We start from the raw sequence: 24,805 nt of genomic DNA, 5'->3' as shown, positions 1-24,805 counted from the left end.
TGCGCCCCCGTCTAGTTGATCATCGTCATGCCGCCCTTGAGGATGAGCGTCGCATCCCCCTTGACCTGCGTCATCGGCGCTTTCGCCTCCAGCTTTGCGTTGGCCTGAACCGTGACGAGCGTTCCCTTGATCGTCACCCCCTTTTGATCGATCACGATGGAGTTGCCGCCCACCTTCAGGGTGATGGATTGCGCCGCCTCCATGGTGATCTTGCCGGCCGAGGCCTTGACCGAATAATTCCCCGCCTTGACCGTCACCGTCTGGTTGCCCTGCGACACCGTGCGGGTCACGTTGCCCTGCTTGATCGTCTCGGTGACGTTGTCGGTGACGGTCAGCGTGGACTTGCCCTCGATCACCTCGGTCTTGTCGGTCTTGATCTTGATGTCCTGCTTGCCCGTCTTGACCTCGAAACTGTGGTTGCCCTTCTCGACAATCTCGTCGAGATGGTTTTCGACCTCGAGCATCATGCTGCGCTCGTCCTGCGCTTCGGCGGCCTTGGTGTCGGCTTGCTGGCCATATCCCACGCGCACATGCGCCGCGTTCTGCACCGTCTGGACATAGTCCTTTTCGGCCCCGAAGCGGACCAGCTCACTGCCTTTCTTGTCCTCGAACATCAGCTCGTTGTAGCCGCCGCCACCCTTTGAGCTTTCGGTCTTGATCCCGCTGCGAGTGGCATTTGCGGGCAGTTCGTAGGGTGGCATGGTGTCGGCATTGTACAACATGCCCACGCAGAGCGGGCGGTCGGGGTCGCCCTCCTCGAATTGAATGACGACCTCCTGGCCGATGCGCGGCCATGACACCATGCCCCAGCCCTTGCCGGTCCAGGGCATCATCGTGCGGACCCAGCAGGTCGTTCTTTCGTCCTTCTTGCCGGCGCGGTCCCAGTGAAACTGAACCTTGATGCGGCCATATTTGTCGACCCAGATGTCCTCTCCGGCCTTGCCGGTCACCATGGCGGTCTGGATACCCGCGATTTGCGGTCGTGGCGTCAGCGCAGGCATCCGGAACGGCTTGGACTTGAGCACCGCCTCGAACGACACGGCGGTTGTTTCGCCCTCTGCCATGCCCGCGCCGAAAAGCGGTTCCAGCACCGAATTGACCGGTTTGCCCTCCAGGGTCTCGATGCGCAGAAACTGGCGGATGCGTGTCACCATGAAACTGCTGTCCTGTGGTTTGGTGTGGCGCGGATGGTCCGTCAGTTCGAAGATGCGGCCGGGGGTCAGGTGCAGCACGTTGCCGGTCGCGGTCCAGGTCTGGTGCGCCGCCGCCTCCGCCTCGATGAGCGCGGCGGCCTTGCTCTCGCCGTGGCCGGCGGAGGTATAGCCCCCGGGGTAGCTGTAGACCTCGTATTCGTTATGTGTGTGCGCACCGCTCTTGACGGTCGAATTGACCGTCAGTTCGGCCGAAGGGTTTTCAAAGTCGTAGTCGCGCAGCGTGACGCATCCCGTCACCGCCCGTTCCGTCGCGCCCCAGCTGTCGATCTTTTCGATATGGCCGCCCCCCTCTGCCGGGAGATATGGAATGGTATCGAACGCGCTCTTGGCGTCATGCGTATCGACCTGATCGGCAAGGATCATCTTCGCTTTCCCATCGGAATAGGCGAAATAGAAATAAAAGCCCTCGTCCTCCAGCAGGCGTTTGATGAAATCGAAATCCGTTTCGCGGTATTGGGTGCAATACGCGCGCGCCACATCGGATTTCGAATGCTTGATTTCAAGATCGCCGCTGAAGCCGTAGTCGCCCAGGATGTCCTTGATGATGTCAGTGGTCGTCTTTTGCTGATAGATGCGGTTGTTGCGCGCGCGGGTCAGGAACCACAGCCAGGGACGCAATTCGGCGACGTAGCGCCCTTCGGCGTCCACGACCCCCTTGGTTTCGGCGCTGATGCAGGTGCCCCAGAACCGCTGCACCGCGCCGTTGGCGCCCGTGTAGGAAAACCCGGCATTGGTGCCGACGACACTGCCCAGATCGAGCTTCTTGTCACGCGACGCGAATTCGATATGCGCGACGGGTATGTCGTTGATCCCACCTTCGATCGCCGCCGCCAAAAGCGTGACGCCCTTGGGGTTTCTTTCGCCCTTGAGTACGATGGCGGAGTCATACGTCGTGGCCATGGCATCCTCTTTTCGCTTTTGCGCGCGTCACAATCGTGCGCTCAGTCAAAACTATACGTGAAATCGTTGTCCTTGACATCAATCGCGACCCTGCTGACCGTCTTGCCTTCCATCATCCGGTTCAGGAACTCGGCAGAGATGTCGGGCAGCATGGTGTTGGTCACGATAGCGTCGATCATGCGGCCGCCGGATTCAAGCTCCTGGCAGCGGTTGACGATCTCCTGCACGACGCCGGGCGAGTATTCGAACGGCACCTTGTGGCTTTCGCTGACCCGCTTCTGGATGCGGCCGAGCTGCAATTCGGTGATCTTGCCGATCATGTCGGGTGACAACGGGTAATAGGGAATGGTGACCATCCGCCCCAGCAAGGCCGCCGGGAACACCTTGAGCAGCGGATCGCGCATCGCCTTGGTGATGCCGTCGATGTCCGGCATCAGGTCGGGATCGGCGCACAGATCCATGATCAGGTCGGACCCCGCGTTCGACGTCAGCAGAATGAGCGTGTTCTTGAAGTCGATCACCCGGCCCTCGCCATCCTCCATCACGCCCTTGTCGAAGACCTGAAAAAACACCTCGTGCACGTCCGGGTGGGCCTTTTCGACCTCATCCAACAGCACGACCGAATAGGGTTTGCGCCGCACCGCTTCGGTCAGCACGCCGCCCTCGCCATAGCCGACGTATCCCGGCGGCGCGCCCTTGAGCGAACTGACGGTATGGGCCTCCTGGTATTCGCTCATGTTGATGGTGATGACGTTCTGTTCGCCGCCGTAAAGAACCTCCGCCAGCGCAAGGGCCGTTTCGGTCTTGCCGACGCCCGACGTGCCCGCCAGCAAGAACACCCCGATCGGCTTGTTGGGGTTGTCGAGGCCCGCGCGACTGGTCTGGATGCGCTTGGCGATCATCTGCATCGCATGATCCTGACCGATGACGCGCTTGGCCAGATGCGTCTCCAGGTTCAGGACCGTCTCGAGCTCGTCGCGGACCATGCGGCCCACCGGAATACCCGTCCAGTCGCCGATCACGGAAGCGACTGCCTGCTGATCCACGATGGGCAGGATCAGCGCGTTCTCGCCCTGCAACGCCTGGAGCTCCTCGTTCTTGGCCTTGAGTTGCGCCATCAGATCGGCGCGCTCCTCGGTGCCGGCGGCGCCTTGCGGCGCGTCGACGGCCGCATCGCCCCCGACGGCAGCCGCGTCGCTCTCGCTGTCCACGGGCGCCCCGCCCTCGCGCAGCCTGGCCCGCAGATCGAGGATATCCTTCACCACCGCCTTCTCGGCCTCCCAGCGCGCATCGAGCCCCGCCAGCCGCTCCTGCTCGGCGGTCTTGAGCGCGGTGACCACGTTGCGCCGCTCGGTCACGTCATAGCCCGCGGTTTCGTCACGCGCGATGATCTCAAGCTCCGTGGTCAGCGCGTCGATGCGCTTGCGCGCGTCGTCCACCTCGGCGGGCACGGCGTGCTGGCTGACGGCGACGCGCGCGCAGGTGGTATCCAGAACGCTCACCGATTTGTCGGGCAACTGGCGCGCAGGGATATAGCGCGCCGACAGTTCCACCGCCGCTTCGATCGCTTCGTCCAGCACCTGCACCTTGTGGTGTTTTTCCAGCATCGACGCGATACCGCGCATCATCATCACGGCCTTGGATATGCTCGGCTCCTCTACCGCGACGACCTGGAAGCGGCGGGTCAGCGCGGGATCCTTTTCGATGTGTTTCTTGTATTCGGCCCAGGTGGTCGCGCCGATGGTGCGCAGGGTGCCGCGCGCCAGCGCGGGCTTCAGCAGGTTGGCCGCGTCGCCGGTGCCCGCGGCCCCGCCCGCCCCGACCAGCGTGTGCGTCTCGTCGATGAACATGATGATCGGCGTGGTCGAGGCCTGAACCTCCTCGATCACCGATTTCAGGCGGTTCTCGAATTCGCCCTTCATCGACGCGCCCGCCTGCAACAGGCCGACGTCGAGCACCAACAGCCGGGTGCCCTGCAACGAGGGCGGCACATCGCCCCGCGCGATGCGCAGGGCAAAGCCCTCGACCACCGCCGTCTTGCCCACGCCCGCCTCTCCGGTGAGGATCGGATTGTTCTGACGGCGGCGCATCAGGACATCGACGATCTGGCGGATTTCCTCGTCGCGGCCCACGATCGGGTCGATCTTGCCGTCCTTGGCCTGCTGGGTCATGTCGGTGCAAAACTGCTTGAGCGCCTCTTCCTTGCCCATGGACGCAGGCGACATGGCGCCCGACGCCTCGCCCGGAACGGCCCCGCCGCCGGTGCTGGAGCCATCCTGCGGCACCAGGCTTTCCTCGGGCGACCCATCGGTGATGCCGTTGAAATTATCCGCCAGATCGTCCGGCAGGATACGGGCGAATTCGCGCGAAATGCCCAGAAAGATGTTGCGCAAATTCTTGGTCTTCATCATCCCCAGCACAAGGTGCCCTGTGCGCACCTGGCTTGAGGAATAGAGCAACGAGCCATAGACCCAGGCGCGCTCCATCGCGTCCTCGAGGTGCTGCGACAGATCGGAAATCGTGCTGGCCCCGCGCGGCAGCGCATCGAGCGCCGCCGTCATGTCGGCCGCCAGCCGCGCGGGATCGACCTTGTAATGGTCGCAGATGCGTTTGAAATCGCTGTCGGGCAATTGGACGATCTGCGCCAGCCAATGCACGATCTCGACATAGGGGTTGCCGCGCATCTTGCAAAAGACCGTGGCCCCTTCGACGGCCTTGTACCCCACCGAATTTAGCTTGCCGAAAAGAGCGACGCGGCTGATCTCTGTCATTGGATTATCCTCTCAGGTGACGGTGGCGCGATCATGTCACGCCGCCCTTGTCAAAGTCTGTTGCGGTTCAAGATACAGGTCGTTCGCATCGCTTTTCGCGCGCCGCGCGCCCAGCCAACTGGTCTGGCCCAGCCGGGTGCCCTGCCCCAGAACGGCCTGCGGCACCTCGGCGGCACGCAGCACGATGTTCACGTCGTACTCCAGCGCGTCGCCCACGTAGTTGCGCACCACCGCCGCCAGCCTGTCCATCGACGGCTGGCCCGGCAGAAGGCGTTGGTATTCGGCCAGCGACACCGGTCCGATGACCAGGCGGAACTTGGCGTTGCGGGTCCAGACGCGATTGCCGATGCTCGTGGTCTGGCCCAGTGCCCCGCCGGCACCGAGCTGCCACTGGTCGTCGGGTTCCAGCTCAAGCCAAGTGCCGATGAATTCCTGCAACCGCACGCGCACGTCGAAAAAGCCCGCGATCAGCGCCACCAGCCCTTCGGCGTTCTTGACCCCCGCGCCCAGCAGTCCGGCGTACCGGCGCTTTGCCAGTTCGGGCATCGCGTCGCGGTCGCGCAGCGCCACCCCGCGATGCCCCGCAAAGGCCGCCACGATCCGCTCGAATCCGGTATCGGCGCCACGGTCGAAATCCACCGCGGGCTGCCCGGTGACCCAGGCGCGATAGAGCAGCGACATCATCCGGTGTGTCAGCATGTCGGCAAAGGCCACGAACGACCGGTCGCGGTGATTGATCTGGCGTTCGCGCGCATATTCGGTCAGGTGGATCGGCAGCGGCCCGTGCGGCCCGAAAAAACCGAAAAAACGGTTCGTCAGCCTGCCCGGCTGCGCCCCCGGCGGTTTGAACTGCGCGATCGTGGTGGGCGAAAACGCCATGCGGGCCTCTTGCCCCAGGCGCACGGCATCCTCGCGCGGGCGACGCGACCGGCCAAGGCGCGGCATCTCGGCGAACCGCGCCTCGATGATGCGCAGCGCAAGAAAGATATGATGGCTTTGCGGGTCGTCAATCAGGCGCTGGAAATGCGTCAGATGATCCGACCCAGGCCCGTCTCTGGTCGCCATCGCGCGATTTCTCCGTTTTGTTGCGTTCTCAGGACAGTTTCGGTGAAACTGTTGATCGTGACGTATTTGCGAAAGAACCGTTCCAGCACGGCCCCCAGCAGATAGACGCTGGTGCCCTCGAAGAAGCTTTCGTCGAAGACCAGCGTGATTTCGAGCCCGCGTACCGCCGTTGAGAGCACGCCGTCGCTCATCCGGCGCACGATGGGCCGGCTCGACACCGATGTGATGCCTTCCAATTGCAGCGTGATGCCGCGGTCGCCCTTGGGGGCGTAAAGCCCGACCAGTTCGCGCAGCGCCTGCGCGCCTTCGCCGTTGTCGCTGTCGGCGATGGACAGGTAATTCAGGCTCAGGTGGCTGATCAGCCGCCAAGCCGCGTCGCCTTGCGCCAGCGTCGGCCGCGGGCGGGTCTGGCTGACCGGCGTTGTGATCGACCGCACCGGGCCGCCATCGGGCAGATGGAACAGATCCGCCTCGCCGGTGGGCAGCAGCATCGGCAGATCGCGGTTCGTCACCAGCGCGCGCACCGACAACTGGTTCATGTCGGCGGGGTAAGGCGCTTCTTCGCGGTCCACGAGGGTCAGGTACACTTCAGATCCCAGATAGCTGGTGCGCGCGCCCTTGAGGCGCTCTTTTTCGGTGCGCTGACGCATCTTGCGGGTCACGGTGTAATAGCATTCGTGCCCGTCGCCCGCAGGCGACATATCGTCGGCCGAATAGAAGGGGCGAAAGGTGATATCGTCCTGTCCCTCGCCGTTGATGCCCAGCACCGACAGGACCGAGAACACTTCGAAATCGAGCGGGCTGGTGCGGTCCGGCACGACGTGATGCGAGACCTCGCGCGTGGTGACATGCACACGGTCGCTGCGTTTTTCGAACAGGTTGATCGCCGGCACGCAATTGAGCGAAAAGGCGTCCGGCGTGATCCCTGAAGCGATGTCGGGCAAGCCGTCGCGCAGCAGGACATAGAGATCCACCGCGTCACCGGTCGTGCGCGCCAGCCCCGCCGACAGCCCGGTCAGATCGACGAAGTGAAACCGCTCGGGCATCGCGAAATATTCCTGCAACAACCGGTAGCCGTCAAAGCTTTGGCGCGGCGTGGGCAGCAGCGCTTCGTCGCGTTCGAAGCCGCGCGGCACCACCCCCCCCTTCAGCCGCAGCGTCCAGTCGGCCCGCCGGTCGACGGATCGCGCCACGAGCGCCGTCGCCTCAGTGCACAAAAGCTGGTGCACCTGCCAGCCGCGCACGCCGCGACCGCCCAGGAACAGCGTCAGACGATCCAGCGGCAGTTCGCCGATCGGGGCGCCGCCGGGGCGTTTGAGACGCAGGCGTATCGCGGCCCGGGCCTCGGCCTCGCCGGCGACACCTGCGGCCACCAACTCGCCCCGGCCGTCGATGTACTCCGCCTCCGTCAATTCAATCGGCCACAGCGTCAGGTCGGCTGCGGTGCGGTACACGCAGCCCTTTTGCGCGCCCTCGACAAGCCGCGACCGCAGCGTGGTCTCGCGCGGCAGGACAAATCCGTCGACCAGGCCCGCGTTGGTCATATCGGGGTGAAGCTGGGCGATTAACGTCGACGGCGTCGGGCCAAGGTAATGCGGATAGATGATTTCCAGCAGATGATTGGTGAACGCCGGATACTGCATTTCCAGTTCAAGCTGCACGCGCGCCGACAAAAACGCGCTGCCTTCCAGCAGGCGTTCCACGTAGGGGTCGAGCACTTCGACCCCGTCCATGCCAAGGCGCGATGCAATCTTGGGAAAGGACTCGGCGAACTCCGCCCCCATCTCGCGCAGGTAGGCCAGTTCGGCCTCGTAATGCTTGAGGAGCCTCGTATCCATCCCGGCCTACGCCCTGCTGTCCAGCGACAACTCGCCCGTGGTCAGGTCGACCTGGCTGCGCAGATACAGCTCCATCGGCAGCGGCTGCGCCCACATCTCCGCATGAATGTCGAAGTCTATGACGGACTGCCTTTTGTCCTTGCTCTCGCGCGCCGTCACCTCGAGCGTGCCTTCGCGGATCCGCGGCTCGAACCGGGCGATGGCCTGTTCGATCGACCGGCGAATGGTCTCCGCGCGGTTTTCCGTGCTGAAATCGCCCGCGGTGTCGCGGACGCCGTAATTCAGAACCGAGGTCGCCACGTAGGGATATGCCTGCGCATCGAGGATCGAATCCTGGTTGTTGCTGTTCAAAAGCCAGGCCAGATCGCGCCGCACGATGTCGCGCAACCGGTTCAGGTCGATCACCCGGCTGTCGCGGCCTTCGGTCTTTTTCTCGGGCTCGTGGTCGGTGAGCCGGTCAAGCAGCGACGGTTGCAGGCGTTCCGTGATCGTCCGGTCAGCCATCGGCGGCCACCGGATCCATCTGAAGCGACCGCAGATCCATGATCGCCACGTCCGCATCGCCGGTGGTCAGCAGGCGCTGTCCGGTGCCGACGTGGGTGTCCGCGCCGGCATCCGCCCATGTGGTCGTCCGCGACAGCATCGCCGCGTGATCGAGCGAGGTGTCGGTGCCCACATATCGGGTCGGGATCAGGGCCACGCATTCGCCGCCATTGCGCAGCTTGAGGTTGGCCGCCGTCCAGACCGCATCGCGCAGGTCCTCGGGCGGGTCGGCCGTCAACGTGTCGATGGCGCTGAACGGCATCCAGAAATAACGACCGTTCACGATAATTTCCAAAAGCGGTCCAAGCCGCATGTCGGCATCGGCGATCCAGTCGAACCGGTCGCCGTTGATCGCGCCACCCTGATCGGGCACTTGGTCAAAGGCCCGCGCGCGCAGATCGGCGGCATGGGCGGCATTGCCCTGCGCGAGCGCCCGGTTTGCCTCGATCATCAGCGCGACCCATTCCAGCGGCTCGCCGAATATCAACGGATCCTTTTCGCCGGCAAACACCTTGCCGCGGTACACTTCGCAAATGATCGCTTCGCGGTATGTCTGCGCCATCGGGATCGCCAGCGGTTCCAACTCGGCGCTGAGCTTGAGTTGCGTGATCGCGCGGTTCCAGTCGCCCAGCACGCACAAGAGCTGAAACAGGAAAATCCGCAGCTTGGGATCAGAGGCATCGGCCCGCACCTGCGCCTGCAGCGCGCCAAGGGCACCCGCAAGATCGCCGGATTTCAACAGCTCTTGTGGCGATTGTGACAAACGAATTCTCCCGGACAGCGGATCGGTTCACGAGGGTCGGGACGGCACCGGTCGGGGTGGCGCCGTCCTGCAAGGGTTGGGGTCCGATCAGGCGGGCACGTTTTTCGCGATGTCCCACTTGAAGCTCGGCTTATCGCCTTCCGCACCTTCCGCGGTCTGTTCGATATAGTCGATATTGACCTCGGCGAAATTCAAAGTGATGTTTTCAGTCAGCCTGTCCTCACCGCCCGAACCGCCGGTGCTGACCGATGTGATCATGACCTTTTTCATCGTGATGGTCAGATACTCCAGCGGGGTCTTGCCGGCCTTGCGCACAACGAGCTTGGCAGAGGGGAAATGATCGCCGTTCGCAGTATAGAGCATGAGAACGGGAGACGACTTGTCGATCCATTTGGTGACCGAGATATCCTGGAAGTTGGCTTTGCCGGCGCCACCGCCGCCGCCGACGTGGAACGACCCCGCCTGGCTCAGCCCCCAGGACCAGGCCAGAACGTCAATGCCGCCTTCCTTTGAATATTTATCGTCCTGGGTTTCGCCCGAAATCTCACCCTCAATGATGAGGAACATATCAAGTGCCATATTTTATTTCCCTTTTTCTCAAGTTAGTTGGACGTGGCGCCTCTCGGCCTGAAAATCCCGGCGCACTTGGGCGCGCCGGGCCATTTTTATGTCTTTTCCGACGGAAGTTTCGAGACGAGCCGGAGCGAGACCGACAGGCCCTCCAACTGGTAATGCGGTCTGAGGAAAAATTTTGACGTGTAATAACCTGGGTTTCCCTCGACCTCCTCGATGATCACATCCGCTGCCGCCAATGGTTTGCGGGCCTTTTCGGCTTCGCTGGAATGGGCGGCGGAGTAATCGACGTACTGGTCTATCCACTTCTTCAGGTATCGCTGCATGTCATCGCGGCTCTTGTAGGAGCCGATCTTGTCGCGGACCATGCATTTGAGGTAATGCGCAAAACGGCAGGTCGCGAAGAGATACGGCAGACGCGCGGCCAGATTGGCGTTCGCCGTGGCATCGGCATCGTCGTATTCGGCCGGACGGTGCAGCGACTGCGCCCCGATGAAGGCCGCCATATCGGTGTTCTTGCGGTGAATGAGGGGCATCAGCCCGTTCTTCGCCAATTCCGCCTCGCGCCGGTCGGAAATGCCGATTTCGGTCGGGCATTTCATGTCCACGCCGCCATCGTCGGTGGGGAAGGTATGCGTCGGCAGATTGTCCACCGTACCGCCCGATTCAACACCCCGGATCCGGCTGCACCAACCGAATTCCTTGAACGACCGGTTGATGTTCGTGGCCATGCCGTAGGCCGCGTTGACCCATGCGAAGTTTTCCGATTCCGCATTTCCGACATTCTCTTCAAAGGCGAACTCCTCGACCGGATTGGAATTCGCGCCATAGGGCTGCCGCCCCAGAAACCGCGGCATCGTCAGGCCAAGGTATTTGCTGTCCTCGGAATTGCGCAGCGAATTCCATGCGGCGTATTCGGGGGTGTTCACGATCTTGGTCAGATCGCGCGGGTTGGCCAGCTCCTGCCAGCTGTCGAACTGCATCAGCGACGGATCCGCGCCGGTGATGAAGGGCGCATGCGCCGCCGCGGCGACCTTGGCCATTTCACCCAGCAATTCGACATCCGGTGCCGAATGGTTGAAGTGGTAATCGCCCACCAGACAGCCATAAGGCTCTCCGCCGAACTGGCCGAATTCCTCCTCGTAGAGTTTCTTGAAGATCGGCGACTGGTCCCAGGCCGCGCCCTTGAATTTGCGCAGCGTCTTGCCGAGATCCTTCTTGGAGATGTTCATCACCCGGATTTTCAGCATCTCGTCGGTTTCGGAATTGTTCACCAGGTGGTGCAGTCCGCGCCACGCGCTCTCGAGTTGCTGATATTCCTCGTTATGAATGATCAGGTTGATCTGCTCGCTGAGCTTCTTGTCAATCTCGGCGACCATCGCCTCGATCGAATGGAGCACATCGTCGGAGATCAGTCCGGTGTTTTCCAGAGCCTGCTGGGCCAGGGTCTTGACGGCGGATTCGACGGCCGATTTCGCGGTGTCGGTGCGCGGCTTGAACTCTTTGTTCAGCAGCGCGGAGAAATCCACTTCCTGGGTTTCGACGGCACCGGCTTCGGCGGTTTTCGCTTCTTCGGCCATTGCTTACTCCTCCGTTTCCGCATCGTCCTGGGCGGCAGGGGTCGCGGCCAGGGATTTCAGCAATTCAGGGTTGTTCATCGCGTCCGAGATCAGTTCCTCGGCGCCCGGCTTGCCATCCATGTAGGTCATCAGGTTGCTGAGTTCGTTGCGCGCATCCAACAGCTTCTTCAGCGGCTCGACCTTGGCGGCAATCGCACCGGGCGAAAAATCCTCCATGCTCTCAAAGGTCAGATCGACGGACATGTTGCCCTCGCCGGTCAGCGCATTGGGCACCGAAAACGCCGCGCGGGGTTTCATCGCCTTCATGCGGCTGTCAAAGTTGTCGACATCGATCTCAAGGAACTTGCGATCCGCGATGCCCGGCTGGGCCACTTCGGATTTCCCCGCCAGGTCGGACATGACGCCCATCACGAAGGGCAATTGCACCTTCTTTTCGGCACCATACAGTTCGACATCGTATTCGATCTGCACTCTCGGCGCGCGATTTCGCGCAATGAATTTCTGTGAACTCGACATCACTCTCTCCGTTTTGCTATCGTTTCAGACCGGCAGCCGGCCCATAAAAAAACCCGTATCCGGCCGGATACGGGTTCAAGTTATTCGTCGGCGCCGTCCGTCAGACCGCCAACCAGCCTGACACTGTCCATCCCGCTTGGCGCCATATCGTTAATGATTGTCATGAAATCGGCCCCCACCAGTCGCTTGGCCCGCTTGAGGATGATCGGCAAAGGGCTGGACGGCTCGTAGGTGGCATAATACGCGAGAATCCGGTCCAGCGCCGCCTCCACGTCGCGCGGGCTGCTGATCGCGCCCGAGGGCACGGCGGCCGCCACCGCGGGCGCGCCGGCCTCGGCATGCTCCTCCTGCGACGGCGCGGCCTCTTCTACGTCGCTTCCGGTTTCCTCGGCCAGGCGGGTGACGGCGCGGTGCAGCATTTTCTGGATCTGACTGAGGTCAGGGCCCTGACCGGGCGTCTTGTCGTTAAAGATCGCGTCGATGGCCTTCACGTCCTCCAGCGCGGTCTGCGCCGAGGTAAAAATGCCCTGAAGCACATCGTCGGGCGTGTCCTTGAACGCGGCGGCGATCGCGCTTTGATCCAACACCCGGTCATCCCCCTCGCGGGCCGTCGCCTCGCCGTTGGCGACATCGATATCGCGCAGCGACACGCGACCGAACGCATTGCTTTGCGTCAGCGGCGTCTGGCGCAAGCTGCGCACGATCGTCGCATCGTCGGACAGCCCCAAAACCGCGTTCACGCGCATCGTGGGGTCGTCGTCATCCTCTTCATCAAGCTGCGGATGGCAGGTTTCCCAATACTGTTCCAGGCACCCGCGGATATATGTCGTGGCGCGGGCCAGACCGGCAAAACCGTTCACATTCACCTCGGCCAGGGCCAGGTGAACCGCCGCGCGCAAATCGTGGCTCTGCACCAGAACCGCGGTCGCCTTTTCGATCACGTCGGCATAGTTCGGCGGCTCCGCCTCCAGGATCGCATCGCCGGACTGACGCTCCTCGCCGGGCTGCGCGGCAAGTTCGAGCGCAGCATAAACCGGTTCGTATTCCAGGTTTTCACCGCTCGGCGCATCATCTCCAATGCTTTTCAGGAGAGAATCCAAAAGCCCAACTTCCTTACAGATATAAATTTGCGAAAGCAGCTTTCGCAGGGTCAGTATTCTTGATGCGCCATGTCACAGCTTATACCGCGAAACGGGGCGAATTGTCTTTGAGGTGCAGGCAGCCAAATGAAATATCTAACAAAAAAAATGTCGGACCGCCGTGTGCATCACCTTGGAGTCAGAGCTACCCTTACGGAAAGTTGAACACAGGTCAATCGTTCTTTCTTGTCAATTTCCCGATCCGCGCTATGCAAACGGCCTTGACCGGATGGTGGCCCAGCGCCCATCGTTGGCGCAGTTCACAAAAGGAATTTCCGGATGCGCCATATCCTCTCCCGGCTCGCCATCGGTCTCGCTGCCCTGCCGCTTTGCGCGGTCGCCGCCACGGCGCAGACCGGCACGCTGACCGTCGAACTCAATAAATTCGAACCCGGCGAGACCAGTGGCTGCCGTGCATTTTTCCTGTTCCGCAACAAGACCGGCAATAGCTTCGAAGGGTTCGAGATGTCGCTGGCCATCCTGGATCAGGGCGGCATCATCGATCAATTGCTGACCATCGACGCGGCCCCCCTTCCCGTCGCGCGCACGACGCTGAAACTGTTCGAGATTCCGCAGATCGGTTGCGATGACATCTCTGAGGTTCTGCTGCATGATGTCGGTTCGTGCCAGCCGCAGAACAGCGACCAGATCGACTGCTTTCCGCTCCTGACCCTGGTCAGCCGGACCTCTGCCGGACTGGTGAAATAAGCGATGCGGGCGCTGACCAACACGATTCTCAGCGGCGGTCCGATCGTCGTCGTTCTGATCGTGCTTTCGCTGGGATCGATTGCCCTTATCCTGGTGAAAATAGCGCAATTACGGGGGGTTACGGGCGGCGATGCGCGGCGTTCGGCGGCGATCGGCGCTTGGGCCAACGGCGACCGCCACGCCGCGATAAAGGCGTTGGAGGGCGCCGCGTCGCCGGCGGACCGGATCGCGCAGGCCGCCATGCAGGGGCTTGATCGCGGCCGGGCGCGCGCCCCTCTCGAGGCGGAACTGGAATGGCGCGGCAATGTCGAGCTCGCCGCCCTGCAACGCCACATCCGCCTGTTGGAACTGGTCGCCATGATCAGCCCCCTGCTGGGGCTGTTGGGCACGGTCCTGGGCATGATCGAAGCGTTTCAGGAACTGGCGCTCGCCGAGGGGGCCGCGAATGCGTCACTGCTCGCGGGCGGCATCTGGCAGGCTTTACTGACCACCGCCGCGGGGCTTCTTGTCGCCATTCCGGCGGCCGTCGCGGCAAGCCTGCTGTCGGAAAAAGTGGACCGCGCCGCGGGCAAGATCGAAGTCAGCGTCGGGCAGCTTTTCTCCGGTCACGATGGCGCGGGCTAACGCATGCGACTGCGACGCCAGACACCGCCGCCCCGGCTGATCTCTCTGGTTTCGATGGTCGATGTTCTGCTGATCATGCTGGTGTTCTTCATGGTCACATCGACCTATCTCGACCTTGACATGATCCCGATGATCGACACCGCAGAGGATGGCGTCGCGACACCGGCCAAGCCCGCCTCCGGCCCGGTGCTGATGATCCGCCTCGGCGCGGATGGCACGCCCCATGTCAGCGGACAGGCCATGTCCTACGACATGCTATCATCCACCTTGGCGACCCTGTCGACCGACGTTTCGGTGATGATATTGCCCTCGTTGCGGGCCGACACGCAGTCGCTCGTGTCGCTTATGGACGTGGCGACTGCGGCGGGTGTCCGGCGGCTTCGGGTGGTTCAGGTGGCCGCGCCATGAAACTTGCCCGCGCGCCGCGCAGAACCCCGCCCGAAACGATCATCGCGCTGATCGACGTGGTGTTCTTCTTGTTGGTCTTCTTTATGCTGATCGGGCGGATGGATGCGACGGCCCCGTTCGATGTGACCCCCGCGACGGCGCGCACCGGGGCGGATATGCCGGGCGGGGGTGTGACCCTTGCCATTGCCACCGACGGGGCGCTGGCGCTGGGCGGTGCGGGTGTCAGCCGGGCGCAGGCGCTCGAGCAGATCGCGCAGACGCTGCAGAGCGCGCCGGACCGGCTCATTCGGGTGAACGCCCACCAGGACGCGCCCCTGTCAGAGGTCTTGCCACTGGTGGCCGAGATCGAAGCCATGGGCGCAAGGGACGTGGTGCTGGTCGTCACGCCGCCCGCGCCATGAGCCCGCGCGGCTGGGTCGTTGCGCTTTGCGGGTCGCTTGCCGCCCATGCGGCGGCGCTTGGCGCATTGGCCGTGACGCTCGAGCCGGACGCCGTTGCGGATCAGCCCGTGCCGAAGACCCGGTTCAGCGTCGACGCACAGCAGGTCACACGCAGAACGGCGGCCCCCCTGCCCGACGCGGGCGAGGCGGCGATCGAACGCGCGGCCCCAGCGCAAGGCGCGGCGCAGGGTGTCGTGCCGCAACACACGGCACGCGCGGCRGATCTGYCGCAACACACGGCACGCGCGGCAGATCTGCCGCRACACACGGCACGCGCGGCGGATCTGTCGCAACACACGGCACGCGCGGCAGATCTGCCGCGACACACGGCGCAGGCTGTCGCAGGGCCGCAGGCCCGGTTGGCCGCGAACGCCCCCCGCCCCCCGCCAAGCCCGCCGCAGCGACAGACCGGTCAGAGGATCGGCGCACAACAACCCGCGCCCGCCGCATCCGCGGCAAGCCCCGCCCCGAGGGGCCGCATCGCACAGGCGCAGGTTCTGCCCTCTGCCGTTCGACAGGCGGCGATACCGCAGGTCGCCCGGACCGCCGCCGCGCTGTCGGCCCCTGCCCCCGCGTTGGCGGCAGCGCCCCCCCTGGCCCCGCCAGCGGTCGACCTGCCGCTTCCCTCCCTCAGCGGCACCGCCGAACTGGCCTGGTCAGGCGCGGGCGAAACACCGATCAGCGCCGCATCCCTGGACGCCATCGCCGCATTCACCCAAGACGGCGATCTGGCCGCCGGCGCGCGAGAGGTCCGCGACGGCATCGCGGGGGTTCTGGCCTCGGTGCCCTGCGCGCGGCTACAGACGACGTTCATTCCCGAAACCGGCGCGCTCGAACTGCGCGGCCACATCCCGCAGGACGCGGTGCGCGCACCTGTTCTGGCGGCCCTGCGCGCACAGGTCGGCGATGCGATCGCGCTGTCGGACCAGCTCTTGATCCTGCCGCGCCCGCAATGCGGCGCGCTGGCGGGCATCGCCGACGTGGGGTTGCCGCAATCGACCGAACAACTGACCAATCCCCGCGTGATCGGGTCCGATGGGTTCGCGCAAACTTACAGCTACCGCGACGGTCAGCGGCTGAGCCTCGATCTCCAGGGGCCGGATTACGCCAGCTATGTCTACGTCGACTATTTCGCCGCCGATGGCAGCGTGATCCACCTGCAACCCAACGAAATCGTCCCGCTGGAACGCGCGCCCGCCAAGGCCGCGATGAGCGTCGGGCGCGACCGGGGCGACAAGCCTTCGCTGGAACTGACGGTGGGCCCGCCGTTTGGACAGGAAATCGCGGTTGCCTTTGCCGCGTCGGTGCCGCTCTATGATGACCCGCGCCCGCTGCAGGAACCGGCAGAGCCGTATCTTGCGTTTCTCAAGCAGCGGGTTGCGCAAGCCCGCGCGGAGCATCCTGACTTCAAGGGCGAGTGGGTCTATTTCTTCATCTCGACCACGGCAGAGTGATCAGGGGCAATCCGCACCGGCCCAGCCCCTGAGTCCTTTCTTGAACACCCCGCCGAACGGGTGCTTCTTGGTCACGGCGGTATCATCGGGCGCGCTCACGTAGGTCTTGCCCTGGGTGCACAGCGCCTCGCGGGTCCATTCGTGGCAGGAGGAGCATTTCTGATCTTTCCAAAGCGACTCGGGCAGCCCTACGATCGGAGCGAAAAGCGGCGAAAGACCGGTGATCTGCTCGATGGTCTGCCCCTCGATCGGGGGACCACCTATTGGAAACGGCATGACATAAGTCAGCCCGGACAAGGCATTGGCATCGGATTCGGGGGCAACCGCACGGTTCAGCGCGGCGGTCTCGACCGGGCCGGCCGTGGGGTTGGGCGTGTCATCGGTGCGCTGCGCCTTTTGCGCGATCACGCCGAGTTCGAATGCGACCAGCTCGGCATAGATCCCCTGTGGGAACGCATCGAGATAGGCTTGATACGCCTCTGCCGTGCCCAGCGATTGCGCGGTGGCGATCAACGCCTCTTCCGTTGCGGTCGGGCCTTGCGGTGCGGGTGCGGGTGCCGGCGCGGCGATGACAGGGGTCGCGGGCTCTGGGGTGGCCTGCGGCTTGGGCGCCAACTCCTCGGCCATCAGCACGTTCAGCAACGCGCGCGCATCGTCCTGATACCGGCCATTTGGATAGCCGCGCAGGAACAGCATGATCTGAACCGGATCGTCGCTTTGCTGCACCGAGGCCCAAAGCTGCTGTTCCTGCAATTCTTCCGCGCTCAACGTCGTTTCGGGTTCGAACATGAACTCGCCCGTCAGCGACGAGGTGTCCCACGGCGTCTGCTGGCCGTTCGTCTCGTCGATCACGGCGACGCGGACCTTCTTGAAGGTCTGCTCGATCGGGACGCCAGGCGCGGGAATTTCACGCGCCAGCGCCTTGGTAAAGGGGCTGTTGCCGTCCAGACCGTCGAGCGCGACCGCACCGGGCGCGGTTGAATAGGACAGGAAAGTGCCGGTGGGCGCGTTCATTTCCGCAAGGCCATTGTCGTTCAGATCGCGGATCGCCTTGAACGGGTTGTTCCGACAGGCATCCAGAATGACGATGTTGGTCTTGTTGCGCGCCGATCGCATCTGCCGCAGCACGGCATCCGCCTGCACCGCAACCAGCGACAGGTCGGCGGCATCGGTCAGCAGCGTGTCTGTGGGCAACAGAAAGTTGGTGCCAAAGGACTGTACCGCGTGGCCGGCATAGTAGAACAGGCCCGTCGCGTCCTGCCCGGCCGCGCGCAGGTCGCGGCCGAATTGCGAAATACCTGCGTTTAGGGTCGCCTGGTCGGTATCGGTCAGGATCGTCACGTCAAACCCCTGCGCGGTCAGCGTGCGCGCCATCAGTTCGGCGTCGGGCACCGTGTTGTCGAGCGTGGTGACAGAGGTGTAGGAGCCGTTGCCGACAATCAGCGCGATGCGCGGCTCTGCCCAGACGGCGGTGGACCACAGCGCCAGCATCAGCGGGGCGAAAAAACGAAAAGACGTCATCATCTAGTTCTCAAGCACCTTGAAATCGATCCTTCGGTTTTTCCAGCGGCCTTCCTTGGTCGCGTTGGTGGCGATGGGTGCGCCCTCTCCGTACCCCTTGCTGACCAGCGCGTCGTTGCCCAGGCCCTTGGCCCGCAGGTAGTCGGTGACGGATGCCGCGCGGGCCTGCGACAGACGCATGTTCTGCGCCTCGCCTCCGACGGAATCGGTGTGCCCACCCACCTCGATCACCATGCCCGGACAGCGCGACACGATATTGGCCAGACTGTCGAGCAACGGCGCGCTCTTCTCCTCCAGCCGGGCGGACCCGGATGCAAAGTAGATGTTCCCGGTGCGCGACAGGATCTCGAAGCGGCCCTTGCAGGCCTCGGCGTCGAAATCGCCCTCGGCCTCGAGAGCGACGGACGCGGGCGCCACGGGGGCGGGTACCGGGGCCGCGGCGGCGGATTGCGTGTTGCGCAAGAACACCCAGTCGAAGCTGACGGTCGCCGATGGAATGATGTCGACGTTCGCGGCCTCTTCGAGCTTGCCCAGCCCTTCGGTCAGATCGAAATCGGCAACTGCGATGGAAATCGGTGCATCCGATGCGACCGACACCATGTCATCGCTCAGCAGCGTCGCCACCACCGTGGAAGACAAGGTTTTGCTGACCCCGTGCAGGTCGATGGCATAGTCGACCGGAATCTGCTTGCGCCGCACCGTGGCCAGATCGGCCAGAGCGGCGGGGTTGATCCGGGCAGAGATGGTCGCCTGGGGAAACTTGAACGTCTCGAAGAACAGGAACCGCATCCGGACATTGCGCAGATCCACCTTGGTATCGACGGAATCGAGCAGCACGGAGACCTGCGCAAGGCCGCTTTCGTCGATGCCGCCCTGCAGGGTCGCAAAGCTGCTGGATTCGACCACGGTCTGCTTTTTCACGGACTGGAACCGCAGGTTCGACATGGAGGGCTGGAGTGTCCAGCCACCGGCAAAGGGATCCTGCGCCGCGGCGGGGCCTGCGATCGCGATGCCGAGGATCACAAACAGCGCTGAGACCTGCGCCGCCACGACTCTGATCTTGGTGCAAAACATCGAACACTCCTATGACCGTGATAAAAATTTTCGGCGCGCAAAAACGTCCAGAGCCGCAAGGACAGGAACAGGCTACAAGAGTGAGCGCAAGGAAAGCCAGTCTTATATTCCGCGAAACATGCGCGATGAAAGGAGGCGGGCGCGCCTTGGCAGGCACGGCGACCGACCGCACCCGCCCGATCGCAGGGCGTGCGCCTGCAAGATCAGGGACGTCCTGGCGCGCGTCGCCGGGACCCGGCCCCGGCATTCCGTCGGCCCGTGCAGGCGGCAGGCGTACGCCGCGATCGTGCCGGGCCGCGTGCTTTCTTGCAACGGCGAAGGCACGACGCACGCCACTGCGGCCAGTGCCGCGCGGAATGAACGGATGAGAAAAGACGTGCCGCAAGACTGCACGCTGCACGGTTGCCGCCACCCGATGCGGGCGCGTCCCAGCGGCGGTGAATGTCCCTCTGTTACAGTTGACGAGACCGACAAGTCCCGACGTGACGGCGCGGTCCCGCGATCCGGCCTAGGGGGGTCCTTGAGGGGTGTCCGCGAGCGGATGAAGGCACCAACGTGAGCCGGCATGGACCACGACCGTTGGATCTGGCCAAAAGCTGACGCGTTTTCAATATTTTGACTGAAAAGGTGGTGCCCCCACACTGTAGCCGTCTGTAAAGAAATGGTTTTTCTATTTTTGCGCATAAAGCACCAGTTTCTTTGAACAAATCGCTCTCGGCCCTCTTGGCCGGAGCTTCAAAGAAACAGCCCCTTTGTGGGACAGTTTGTGGGACACAAAAATGACGGCAAAATCTATATCTGGCCTGACGATGCGCGGTCAAATCTATTGGCTAAAGATGCGCGTCCCGAGGGCTTACTCGGACATTGAGCCAAAGGAGATGATCGAACGGTCTTTGCATACCAAAGATCGCCAAGAGGCTGAGGCGCAGTGCGCCATAGCCAAGGTTGCGCTTCGTCGCGAGTGGGACGCGTTGCGAGCTGGCCGCAGCGCCGACCAGCGCGCACTGTTCAATGCGTCAACCGAACTACTCAGAGGTTGGGGCATGACGTTCAGTCCGATGCAGGACTTGGTTACAGGACCCATTGAAAATCTCTTGGCCCGTATGGAAAAGTTGAGTGCGAATGAAGCGCAGTCCTTCGCCGTGCCCGCCGCACTTGGCGCGGTCGATCTGCCGGACCTGACCCTGAGAAAAATGGCTGCCCGCATGCCGACGTTGAAGAAAGCCGATATCAAGGCCAAAAATGCGCGTCAGAAACGCGAATGGTCCACGAATTTCGTCCGTGCCGCCAAGGATTTCACAAAACATATCGGGAAGCGGACGATTTTCACTGTCTCGGAACAGGATGCCATCGACTACGAAGACTTCTGGAAGAGCCGCTACCGCAAAGGAGAGGTGACGGCCAACTATGCAAACAAGCAGATCCGGTACGTGCGGCAGATGATCGATGCGCATTATGACGACATCCGCCTACCTCGTAGCAAGCGCAAGAATCCCCTTCTCGGCATGAAGGTCGACGTGTTGGCCAGCGATCAAGACGAAAGGGAACGTAGACGTCCAGCTCTTCCAGACACCTGGATTCGCGAGAAACTGATTGAAGAGCGTGTTTTGGAAGGCCTTCATCAGCAAGATTCTGACATTGCGATCATATCCGCGGAATGTGGAAACCGTGGCACCGAGGTCTACGATATGCCGGCGAGCGACATCCATCTGGATCATGAGATACCGCACATCAAGATCCGCATCGTCACGGAAGGTGACGACCGACGGGATATTAAAAACAAGGCCTCCAAGAGACCAGTCATTCTGATGGGCGCATCCTTGGAAGCGGTGAAACGCAATCCTTTGGGATTCCCGAGGCATCGAGGGAAAGCAAGGTATTCAACTGCTGTAAACAACTTTTTGCGCGATCATGACTTGCTTCCCGCATTGCCGGCCGACGCGACCAAGAACTACACCATCAGCTGCACGCGACATTCTTTCGAAGATCGCATGATCGCGGTAAAAATGGACAATGAGGAGCGGGCATACCTTATGGGTCATTCGATCGGCGCAATCCGTGGCAGACCCGTTTACGGCAGCGACCTGGACCTGCGTATCCGTGCGCTGTTGCAGGAGATGGTCGCGTTCGAGACGCCTACCTGGAAGCCGCGTCCGATCAAGGTGCTCCGCCGCGAAATCGACAATATTTTGAATGAAAAAGGCCACCGGACCGAATGATCCGGTGGCTCGGCGGCGGCAGGCGGCTTTTACGCCGCTTGCCGCTGTCCTTCCGCAATCTGCCTGATCTCTTCGAGACGGTCATCTTGCGACGACAGCGCCATCTTTTCGGCCTTCAGCCGATTGTAGACTGGTAGGTACTTACCGCCGTCCGCGCGTTCTGTGATGATCCGTGCCACCAAGACGATAGCCTCTTCGATCTTCTTTTTCTGGTCTTCCATCTCATGCTCCGAGTTAACCTCGGAGGAAATCGGACCGACTTGAAAGATTTGGGAATCTTCGCTGGAAACCCCTTATTGAGATTTTCGATCTCAGATGGAACCGCGACCTCTTCAAGCCTGAATTGTCATGTTATGACGCGCGCCAATGCCTCAGCTTGCTGTATCACCAGTTTTACTGCCTCAGATTGTAGATCTGGAGGATATCCATGCCGTCGCAGAATGCGCTTCACCACGACGCGCATCTTTGCTCGAACATCGTCTCTCTGCCACCAATCTGTCCCCGAACTTTCTCGAACCGACTTGACAAGTTCTGTTGCGATGACCCGCAACTCCTCGTTGCCCATGACTTCGACGGCGCTCTCGTTCTGCGCAAGAGCGTCATAGAAGCTGCGTTCCGCCTCTGTCAGATCGTCGTCGGGCACCGCCTTCAGATCCTTCGCCAAGGCGATCAGTTCCTGAAGCACCTGAAGGGCGTCTACGCTGCGATTATGATAGCGAGCAATCGCATCAGTTAGCCGATCTGAAAACTTGGCATTCTGGACGACGTTCCCGCGCGTCTTGGCTTTGATCTGGCCATTGAGAAGCTTCTTGAGCGCCTCAACCGCCAGGTTCTTATGCTTCATGTTTTCGATCTCCATCAGGAAATCTTCAGACAAGACGCTGATGTCTGGGCGATCAAAGCCACACGCCTCCAGGATGTCGACGACCTCCGTTGATGCGACTGCGCGGTTCAAAAGCTGTTCGATCGCAAAATCGGGACTGGTATTTCGAGAGGCACCACCCTTTACATCCATTTTCAGCAGCGCTGCCCTGACGGCGAAAAAGAACGCGACTTCTTCTGCGTTCTGACTCGCCTCTGGAGAACCCGCAGATAGTTTGAACGCCTTTGCCAAGCTGGCGACGGCATCATGGAAGCGCTTTCCGAAATCTTCAGTATTGCCGCTCTCGTCTTCTCTGGCTTTGCCAAGAATGTGATTGGCGGCGCTCGGTAGAAGTTCCAGTCGCGCGGTGCTGTCGCGGCCCAGTGCGGACAAGTAGTCGAAGCCGTGAAACAGCCCCCTGGCAACCTCCAACGCCGTGAGGAAGGCGCTTACAGCTTCACGCTCATCGATGCCGGTTTGGTCCTGATCCCCTTTGGAATAATGAGCCAAGGCGTTCTTCAGCTCCGCAGCCAGACCGATGTAGTCAACCACCAACCCGGCAGGCTTCCCTGCAAAGACGCGATTTACCCGTGCTATTGCCTGCATCAGCCCATGCCCGCGCATCGGCTTATCGACATAGAGCGTGTGCATACATGGCGCGTCAAACCCCGTCAGCCACATGTCACGGACGATAACCAACCGCAGCTTGTCCTTGGTGTCCTTGTAGCGACGACGGAGAGCCTCGAGCTTCGCCTTTCCTCTTATGTGGGGCTGAAACGACGCTGGATCGGTCGCATTGCCGGTCATAACCACTTTCACAGCGCCGAGCTCATCGGCATCCGCATGCCAATCAGGTCGGGCATCGACGATCCGTTGATAGGCCTCAACGCAAATCCGACGGCTCATGCAAACGATCATTGCCTTGCCGTCAATCGCCTCCAAGCGAGCGTCAAAATGCTGGAGAATGTCCTGCACTACTGCATCCAGCCGTTTTTCGGCCCCAACCAGTGCTTCGACCCTCGACCACTTCTTCGCCGCGGCACTCGCTTCGGTCTCGACCAGATTTTCAGTCGCATCCTCAAACTCTTCGTCCAGAGCAGCCTGAACGTCTTCGTCGATTTCGATGCGCGCGACACGACCCTCATAGTATATCGGCACTGTGGCGCCATCCTCGACGGCCTGCGCGATATCGTAGACGTCGATATAGTCGCCGAACACGGATCGCGTGTTGGCTCCGACCAACTCCACCGGGGTTCCGGTGAATGCGACATAGACGGCATTCGGCAGTGCAGATCGCAGATGGTGCGCCAAGCCGCGCTTCACGTCGCCCGAGGTAGCGTCGATCTGGGCGTCGAACCCGTATTGGGTGCGATGCGCTTCGTCGACCATGACAATGACGTTCGAGCGGTCGGTAAGCTGCGGGAAATCAGCCCCACGCTCCGGACGGAACTTCTGGATGGTCGAGAAGACGACACCGCCGACCTGCCGATTCAGCAGACCCTTCAAATCTTCGATGCTGTCCGCCTGAACAGGATCTTCGCCAAGGAGATCACGACAGCGGCCGAATGTGCCGAACAGCTGATTGTCGAGATCGTTGCGGTCTGTCAGGACAAGCAGGGTCGGGTTCTCCAGATCAGGCAGGTGCATCGCACGTCCGGCCAAGAAAGCCATGAGCAAGGATTTCCCTGACCCCTGGGTGTGCCAGATCACGCCACCCTTTCCGTCATCTCCACGCGCCGACAGGATCGACGTCACCGCTTTCCTCACCGCGTGGAACTGATGGTAGCCCGCCGCCTTCTTGATTGCGCCCTTACCCTCATCCTCGAAAACGATGAACGAGCGCAGCATCTCCAGCAGAGTGCCTCGGTTCAACAATCCTTCGGTCAGGGTTCCAAGAGCCAGGCCTTCCGTCTCGGCGACGATCTTCTCGCCATCAACAGTCCTCCAGCGCATATATCGGTCGAGCGCGGCGGATTGAGTGCCGTAACGTGCATTCAGGCCGTCCGAAATAACCGAAAAGGCGACCGTACGGAACAGGTTCGGAATGTCGTATTTATAGGTCTCGATCTGGTTGAAGGCCTTCTCGAGGTCCGCGCCCTCAGTGCCCTTCAATTCGACGACCACCAGCGGCAGGCCATTGAGATACAGGACAATGTCCGGAATGCGGGGGTTTCGCCCGACCATGTCCACCTGGTTGAAGGCGTGCCACGCATTGTTTTCGTCGTCCCAGTCCACCAGTGCAGCGCGGCCGTTGCGTTCTTCACCGTCGCGGAAAAAGGTCACGGGGACGCCGCGGACCATCAGATCGTGCAGATGCCTGTTCTCCGAAATCGGATCGCCCGCGAATTTCTGGTCGCAAACCGCAGCGACAACCTCGCCCACTGCGCCATCAGGCAACTCCGGGTTGAGACGACGCACCGCCTTCGCCAGAACCTTGCGCAGGATCGCGTCGTGAAAACTGCGGCGTTCCGGATCGCGCTTCTCCGGAGATATCTCCGCCCCCGACGCCGTGGCAAAGCCAAGGCACGCCAGCTTCGACATCATCCAGTCTTCGAGATCGCTTTCGGAGTTCCAGGCCATTACTCTTCCTCAG

At 62.1% G+C, this 24,805-nt stretch carries 20 protein-coding genes; 6 read left to right on the top strand and 14 right to left on the bottom strand.

The genetic code is table 11. The features are described 5' to 3' along the window. Nucleotides 1-11: 11 nt before the first annotated feature. From FDT80_RS00575 to tssA, 10 genes are all read right to left on the bottom strand, one after another. Nucleotides 12-2,114: a type VI secretion system Vgr family protein gene (locus FDT80_RS00575; protein ID WP_138660308.1), complete on the bottom strand. Its 2,103-nt coding sequence runs from the start codon at nt 2,112-2,114 to the stop codon at nt 12-14. 41 nt (nt 2,115-2,155) lie between these two features. Next, a complete protein-coding gene (gene tssH / locus FDT80_RS00570; protein WP_138660307.1) occupies nt 2,156-4,885 on the bottom strand; it encodes a type VI secretion system ATPase TssH in 2,730 nt (909 codons plus the stop codon). 36 nt (nt 4,886-4,921) lie between these two features. After that, the gene (gene tssG, locus FDT80_RS00565; protein ID WP_138660306.1) at nt 4,922-5,950 is read right to left on the bottom strand and encodes a type VI secretion system baseplate subunit TssG; all 1,029 of its coding nucleotides are present in this window, start codon (nt 5,948-5,950) and stop codon (nt 4,922-4,924) included. Next, on the bottom strand, nt 5,914-7,788 hold the full coding sequence (gene tssF / locus FDT80_RS00560; RefSeq protein WP_138660305.1) for a type VI secretion system baseplate subunit TssF: 1,875 nt from the start codon (nt 7,786-7,788) through the stop codon (nt 5,914-5,916). The genes tssG and tssF overlap by 37 nt, the downstream gene beginning before the upstream one ends. 6 nt (nt 7,789-7,794) lie before the next feature. Beyond that, entirely contained in the window at nt 7,795-8,292 is a 498-nt protein-coding gene (gene tssE, locus FDT80_RS00555; protein ID WP_138660304.1) for a type VI secretion system baseplate subunit TssE, read from the bottom strand. Beyond that, nucleotides 8,285-9,094, bottom strand: coding sequence for a type VI secretion system accessory protein TagJ (locus FDT80_RS00550; RefSeq protein ID WP_138660303.1), 810 nt, complete (start codon nt 9,092-9,094; stop codon nt 8,285-8,287). The genes tssE and FDT80_RS00550 overlap by 8 nt, the downstream gene beginning before the upstream one ends. A gap of 87 nt (nt 9,095-9,181) precedes the next feature. Continuing rightward, complete coding sequence (locus FDT80_RS00545; protein WP_138660302.1) at nt 9,182-9,673, bottom strand: Hcp family type VI secretion system effector; 492 nt, start codon at nt 9,671-9,673, stop codon at nt 9,182-9,184. Nucleotides 9,674-9,759: 86 nt separating this feature from the next. Next, nucleotides 9,760-11,247 (bottom strand): type VI secretion system contractile sheath large subunit, encoded by a 1,488-nt coding sequence (tssC, locus tag FDT80_RS00540; protein ID WP_138660301.1) that lies wholly within the window; start codon nt 11,245-11,247, stop codon nt 9,760-9,762. A gap of 3 nt (nt 11,248-11,250) precedes the next feature. After that, nucleotides 11,251-11,766: a type VI secretion system contractile sheath small subunit gene (tssB, locus tag FDT80_RS00535; RefSeq protein WP_138660300.1), complete on the bottom strand. Its 516-nt coding sequence runs from the start codon at nt 11,764-11,766 to the stop codon at nt 11,251-11,253. 77 nt (nt 11,767-11,843) lie between these two features. Continuing rightward, nucleotides 11,844-12,863 (bottom strand): type VI secretion system protein TssA, encoded by a 1,020-nt coding sequence (gene tssA / locus FDT80_RS00530; RefSeq protein ID WP_138660299.1) that lies wholly within the window; start codon nt 12,861-12,863, stop codon nt 11,844-11,846. A gap of 318 nt (nt 12,864-13,181) precedes the next feature. Here tssA and FDT80_RS00525 point away from each other — a divergent pair, with 318 nt between their 5' ends. The 5 genes from FDT80_RS00525 to FDT80_RS00505 are packed head-to-tail and all read left to right on the top strand — an operon-like array spanning nt 13,182 to nt 16,536. Further along, nucleotides 13,182-13,610, top strand: coding sequence for a hypothetical protein (locus tag FDT80_RS00525; RefSeq protein WP_138660298.1), 429 nt, complete (start codon nt 13,182-13,184; stop codon nt 13,608-13,610). A gap of 3 nt (nt 13,611-13,613) precedes the next feature. After that, on the top strand, nt 13,614-14,234 hold the full coding sequence (locus FDT80_RS00520) for a MotA/TolQ/ExbB proton channel family protein (RefSeq protein ID WP_138660297.1): 621 nt from the start codon (nt 13,614-13,616) through the stop codon (nt 14,232-14,234). A 3-nt stretch (nt 14,235-14,237) separates the two neighbouring features. Continuing rightward, the gene (locus FDT80_RS00515) at nt 14,238-14,642 is read left to right on the top strand and encodes an ExbD/TolR family protein (protein ID WP_138660296.1); all 405 of its coding nucleotides are present in this window, start codon (nt 14,238-14,240) and stop codon (nt 14,640-14,642) included. Then, a complete protein-coding gene (locus tag FDT80_RS00510; protein ID WP_138660295.1) occupies nt 14,639-15,043 on the top strand; it encodes an ExbD/TolR family protein in 405 nt (134 codons plus the stop codon). The genes FDT80_RS00515 and FDT80_RS00510 overlap by 4 nt, the downstream gene beginning before the upstream one ends. Beyond that, entirely contained in the window at nt 15,040-16,536 is a 1,497-nt protein-coding gene (locus FDT80_RS00505) for a DUF4384 domain-containing protein (protein WP_138660294.1), read from the top strand. Before FDT80_RS00510 ends, FDT80_RS00505 begins: the two co-directional genes overlap by 4 nt. On the opposite strand, the gene FDT80_RS00500 is transcribed toward FDT80_RS00505, so the two are convergent. After that, nucleotides 16,537-18,060, bottom strand: coding sequence for a caspase family protein (locus FDT80_RS00500; RefSeq protein ID WP_138660293.1), 1,524 nt, complete (start codon nt 18,058-18,060; stop codon nt 16,537-16,539). Next, nucleotides 18,061-19,131 carry an OmpA family protein gene (locus tag FDT80_RS00495; RefSeq protein WP_138660292.1) on the bottom strand — a complete coding sequence of 357 codons (1,071 nt, stop codon included), beginning with the start codon at nt 19,129-19,131 and terminating at the stop codon, nt 18,061-18,063. It lies immediately after the preceding gene. Between the two features lie 779 nt (nt 19,132-19,910). Between FDT80_RS00495 and FDT80_RS00490 the strand changes: the two genes are divergently transcribed. Beyond that, nucleotides 19,911-21,350 (top strand): DUF6538 domain-containing protein, encoded by a 1,440-nt coding sequence (locus FDT80_RS00490; protein WP_342777625.1) that lies wholly within the window; start codon nt 19,911-19,913, stop codon nt 21,348-21,350. A gap of 29 nt (nt 21,351-21,379) precedes the next feature. On the opposite strand, the gene FDT80_RS00485 is transcribed toward FDT80_RS00490, so the two are convergent. Together FDT80_RS00485 and FDT80_RS00480 are read right to left on the bottom strand one after the other, a co-directional pair. Beyond that, entirely contained in the window at nt 21,380-21,571 is a 192-nt protein-coding gene (locus FDT80_RS00485) for a hypothetical protein (RefSeq protein ID WP_138660290.1), read from the bottom strand. A 125-nt stretch (nt 21,572-21,696) separates the two neighbouring features. Beyond that, nucleotides 21,697-24,792, bottom strand: coding sequence for a type I restriction endonuclease subunit R (locus tag FDT80_RS00480; protein ID WP_138660289.1), 3,096 nt, complete (start codon nt 24,790-24,792; stop codon nt 21,697-21,699). Nucleotides 24,793-24,805: the final 13 nt, after the last annotated feature.

The organism is Sulfitobacter sabulilitoris, from assembly GCF_005887615.1.
Classification (GTDB): domain Bacteria; phylum Pseudomonadota; class Alphaproteobacteria; order Rhodobacterales; family Rhodobacteraceae; genus Sulfitobacter_E; species Sulfitobacter_E sabulilitoris.
The sequence above is the reverse complement of the archived record's forward strand: the minus strand, read 5'-3'. Positions and strand labels throughout refer to the sequence as shown.

What these genes read in the sequence shown, in the direction of transcription:
- tssC (WP_138660301.1), bottom strand. Translation starts at nt 11,247, where the DNA reads ATGGCCGAAGAAGCGAAAACCGCCGAAGCCGGTGCCGTCGAAACCCAG.
- FDT80_RS00490 (WP_342777625.1), top strand. Translation starts at nt 19,911, where the DNA reads ATGACGGCAAAATCTATATCTGGCCTGACGATGCGCGGTCAAATCTAT.
- tssG (WP_138660306.1), bottom strand. Translation starts at nt 5,950, where the DNA reads ATGGCGACCAGAGACGGGCCTGGGTCGGATCATCTGACGCATTTCCAG.
- FDT80_RS00485 (WP_138660290.1), bottom strand. Translation starts at nt 21,571, where the DNA reads ATGGAAGACCAGAAAAAGAAGATCGAAGAGGCTATCGTCTTGGTGGCA.
- FDT80_RS00525 (WP_138660298.1), top strand. Translation starts at nt 13,182, where the DNA reads ATGCGCCATATCCTCTCCCGGCTCGCCATCGGTCTCGCTGCCCTGCCG.
- FDT80_RS00480 (WP_138660289.1), bottom strand. Translation starts at nt 24,792, where the DNA reads ATGGCCTGGAACTCCGAAAGCGATCTCGAAGACTGGATGATGTCGAAG.
- tssE (WP_138660304.1), bottom strand. Translation starts at nt 8,292, where the DNA reads ATGGCTGACCGGACGATCACGGAACGCCTGCAACCGTCGCTGCTTGAC.
- FDT80_RS00510 (WP_138660295.1), top strand. Translation starts at nt 14,639, where the DNA reads ATGAAACTTGCCCGCGCGCCGCGCAGAACCCCGCCCGAAACGATCATC.
- FDT80_RS00520 (WP_138660297.1), top strand. Translation starts at nt 13,614, where the DNA reads ATGCGGGCGCTGACCAACACGATTCTCAGCGGCGGTCCGATCGTCGTC.
- tssH (WP_138660307.1), bottom strand. Translation starts at nt 4,885, where the DNA reads ATGACAGAGATCAGCCGCGTCGCTCTTTTCGGCAAGCTAAATTCGGTG.
- tssF (WP_138660305.1), bottom strand. Translation starts at nt 7,788, where the DNA reads ATGGATACGAGGCTCCTCAAGCATTACGAGGCCGAACTGGCCTACCTG.
- FDT80_RS00500 (WP_138660293.1), bottom strand. Translation starts at nt 18,060, where the DNA reads ATGATGACGTCTTTTCGTTTTTTCGCCCCGCTGATGCTGGCGCTGTGG.
- FDT80_RS00575 (WP_138660308.1), bottom strand. Translation starts at nt 2,114, where the DNA reads ATGGCCACGACGTATGACTCCGCCATCGTACTCAAGGGCGAAAGAAAC.
- FDT80_RS00545 (WP_138660302.1), bottom strand. Translation starts at nt 9,673, where the DNA reads ATGGCACTTGATATGTTCCTCATCATTGAGGGTGAGATTTCGGGCGAA.
- FDT80_RS00495 (WP_138660292.1), bottom strand. Translation starts at nt 19,131, where the DNA reads ATGTTTTGCACCAAGATCAGAGTCGTGGCGGCGCAGGTCTCAGCGCTG.
- FDT80_RS00515 (WP_138660296.1), top strand. Translation starts at nt 14,238, where the DNA reads ATGCGACTGCGACGCCAGACACCGCCGCCCCGGCTGATCTCTCTGGTT.